Here is a 2,894-nt window from a genome sequence, read left to right as displayed (position 1 = left end):
CGGTGAGGTCACGGCGGGGTTGAGGGTGTCTAGGCCGGTGCTGGTGGCGCGGTTGCTGGAGCTGGATGCGGCGGGGGTGTTGACGGCGGCGCATGTGCGGGCGTGCGCCGAGGTCGGCGGGGTGAACGTGCGCACGGTGTGGCGTTGGCTGGATGTGGCGCGGGCGGAGGGCCGCCTGGAGCGCAGGCCGCGGGCCCGGCTGGAGTTGTCCGAGCAGGCGTGGGAGGTGCTGGCCCAGGCGGGCGGGAGCGTGGCGGCGCTGCACCGGCATCTGAAGGAGGCCGGGGGTGAGGTGCCGTCGCTGGCCTCGTTGTACCGGGTGGTGCGCCGGGATGTGGAGGCCGGCAGGGTTTTGCCGGACCGCGCGGTGGCGCGGCGGGAGTGGGATGAGCAGCAGACGCGGCAGGCCCTGGCTGACCTTGGCCTGGCCGGGGTGCGCGAGGGTGGCGCGGTGACGACGTCTGCGCCGCCGCCGCGTCTGGTGCCGGAGGCGGCCGGGGGCTTGCCGGTGGGGGAGAGCGGTGCGCTGGCGGGTGTGGCGTTGCCGGCGGGTGCACGGCTGGTGCGGACGTCGTCGGTGGGGGCGGTGGCCGAGGCGGTCGGGCAGGCGATGGCGGTTCAGGGTGGGTGTGCGTCTTCGGTGATGCGGGCCGGGGCAAGACCGCGGCCGTGCGGATGGCGCTTGGCGAAAGCCCCCTGGGCTGGAAGGTGTCGTGGGTGCCGGTACCGGTGCGTCCGTCGGTAACCGGCATGCGGCGGGCGGTGTTCGACGCTCTGGCGCTGCCGGGCCGTTTCCCGCACACGTCGGCGCGGGCGGATGCGGCGGCCGCGGAAGCTCTGGGTCAGGCGCGGGTGCTGGTAGGCGATGAGGCGCAGCGCCTTCCTGTGCCGTGCCTGGAGTACATGCAGAGCCTGTGGGACCACCCCGGCACGCAGGTCACGCTGGTGTTGTGCGGGGCGGGCAGCGAGCGGGCGCTGGCCCGGCTGCCGCAGCTGGCATCCAGGGTGGTCGCGTGGCAGGAGGTTCCGCGCCTGGCCGCAGCGGAAGTCGCTGCGGCGGTGACCGGGTTTCATCCGCTGTGGCGCACTGTCCCGGCTGCGGATCTGGCGTGGATCGACCGCTCGTGCGCGCACGGCACGTTCCGCACGTGGGCCGTATTGACCGCGCATCTGCAGAACGCGCTGCTCACCACCGCTGACACGTCCGTCGACCGGGCCCTGCTGCGGCGGCTGTTCAAGCGGGTCGCGCCACCCCTATGAACGCAGGCGCCCTGCAACGGCACAACAGGATGTCCCACCGCGCGAGGGGAGCTGGCATGGAGGACGGAGGCACCGTCCGCGCAGGCGGCGGGCTGCCTGCGGCGTCCAGGAGGGCCCTGCGCGGTCCTGCGGTGCGGCGGCTGCTCGCCCTGCGGGCGGGGAAAGGGCTGACGGCCGGTCATGTCCGCGTGGCTGCAGACGCGCTGGGGGTGTCGGAGCGCACGGTGTGGCGGTGGCTGGCCGCAGCCGGCCGCGACGAAGCCGCAACCGACGAACCGGGGGCCCGGGCCCAGACCAGCACGAGGTTCACGATCACGCCCGAAATCCGTGGCCTGTTGGCGCTGTGGAAGGGCAACGTGCGGGCGGTCCATCGTGAGCTGGTCCTGCGCGCGGCCCGGCAGTCTCCGCCTGGTGGTGCACCGTCCCTGACGACGCTGCACCGGGCGATCCGGCGTGATCTGACGCCGGGGGAGCGGGCGGGGCTTGCGGGTGGGGAGCGGGCGGCGCGCAAGCATGATGTGTTCCTGGTCCGGCCGCGGGGCTGGCGTAATCAGGTGTGGGAGACCGACCACAAGCAGGTCCCGGTGCTCGTCGACGTCGACGGTAAGGCCCGCCGGCCGTGGATCACCTGGTTCACCGACTGCGCGACGAACGCGATCACCGGGGTCGCGGTGACGCCGGTGCATCCGTCGCGGGAGTCGGTTCTGGCCGCGTTGCGTTCCGCGGTCCTGCGCGAGGACCCCTACGGCCCGTTCGGCGGTCTGCCCGAGAAGGTGAGGGTGGACCGGGGCAACGACTTCCTGTCGAAGACGGTGACCGCCGCGTTCGATCTGCTGGACGTGACGGTTCAGGATCTGCCCGCCTACACCCCTCACCTCAAGGGGACCGTGGAGGGCCTGAACCGGGCGGTGGAGAGCATGTTCTTGGCCGCGCTGCCCGGCTACGCCCGCCAGCCGCGCCCCGGCAAGCGCCCTTCCCGTCCCAAGGACGAGGTGCTGCTCGGCTTCGAGGAGTTCACCGCCCGGCTGCTGGCCTGGACACAGTGGTGGAACACCGAACATCAGCCCGCGCCGTTGCGGGGCAGGACCCCGCTTGAGGTGTGGCAGGACGATCCCACCCCGCTGCGGGACGTGCCGGCCGCGGATCTGTGGACGTTCACCCTGGAGGATGCCGGCACCCGCACCCTGACCACCCGCGGCATCCGCTTCCGAAAACGCGACTATGTGGGTGCGTGGATGACCGGCCAGGCCGGCATCCAGGTCCGCGTGCGTTTCATGCCCCACCACGATCACCGCATCGAGGTCTACCACGCGGCCACCGGCCGTTACCTGGGGGCGGCGGACCTGGCCGACCAGGCCACCGACGATCAGATCAGCGCCGTACGGCGGGCGCGGGCGGCCCGCTCCCGCCGCCTGAAGAAGGACCTTCAGGCCGTCCAGCGCGAGCGCTACGCCGCGGTGAACCAGCCCGCCGCACCCCAGTTGCTGGGTGCGCTGACCGCCGCGCAGGCCGGGGCCGAACTCGCCCACGCCGCCGGCACCAGCCTGTCGGATCTGGCCCTGCCGGACCTCATCCCGCCTGCCGCGCCCCCGGCCGACTGGCGGACCCCGCCGTCCCTTGCCACCCGCACCGCA

2 protein-coding genes and 1 pseudogene are annotated in these 2,894 nt (G+C 73.3%); all 3 read left to right on the top strand.

Annotated features, from left to right (window positions below; genetic code table 11):
• A pseudogene (locus AOJ26_RS45005) lies at window positions 1–745 on the top strand (ATP-binding protein); the annotation flags it as partial.
• Window positions 676–1,260: an AAA family ATPase gene (locus tag AOJ26_RS44740; protein ID WP_234358778.1), complete on the top strand. Its 585-nt coding sequence runs from the start codon at window positions 676–678 to the stop codon at window positions 1,258–1,260. The pseudogene AOJ26_RS45005 and the gene AOJ26_RS44740, both read left to right, overlap by 70 nt.
• 131 nt (window positions 1,261–1,391) lie before the next feature.
• Window positions 1,392–2,894: Mu transposase C-terminal domain-containing protein (locus AOJ26_RS38610; RefSeq protein WP_078960194.1), on the top strand; the 1,503-nt coding region annotated here is incomplete at its 3' end.

Source organism: Streptomyces sp. NRRL B-24085 (assembly GCF_001282115.1).
GTDB lineage: Bacteria > Actinomycetota > Actinomycetes > Streptomycetales > Streptomycetaceae > Streptomyces.
The sequence above is the reverse complement of the archived record's forward strand: the minus strand, read 5'-3'. Positions and strand labels throughout refer to the sequence as shown.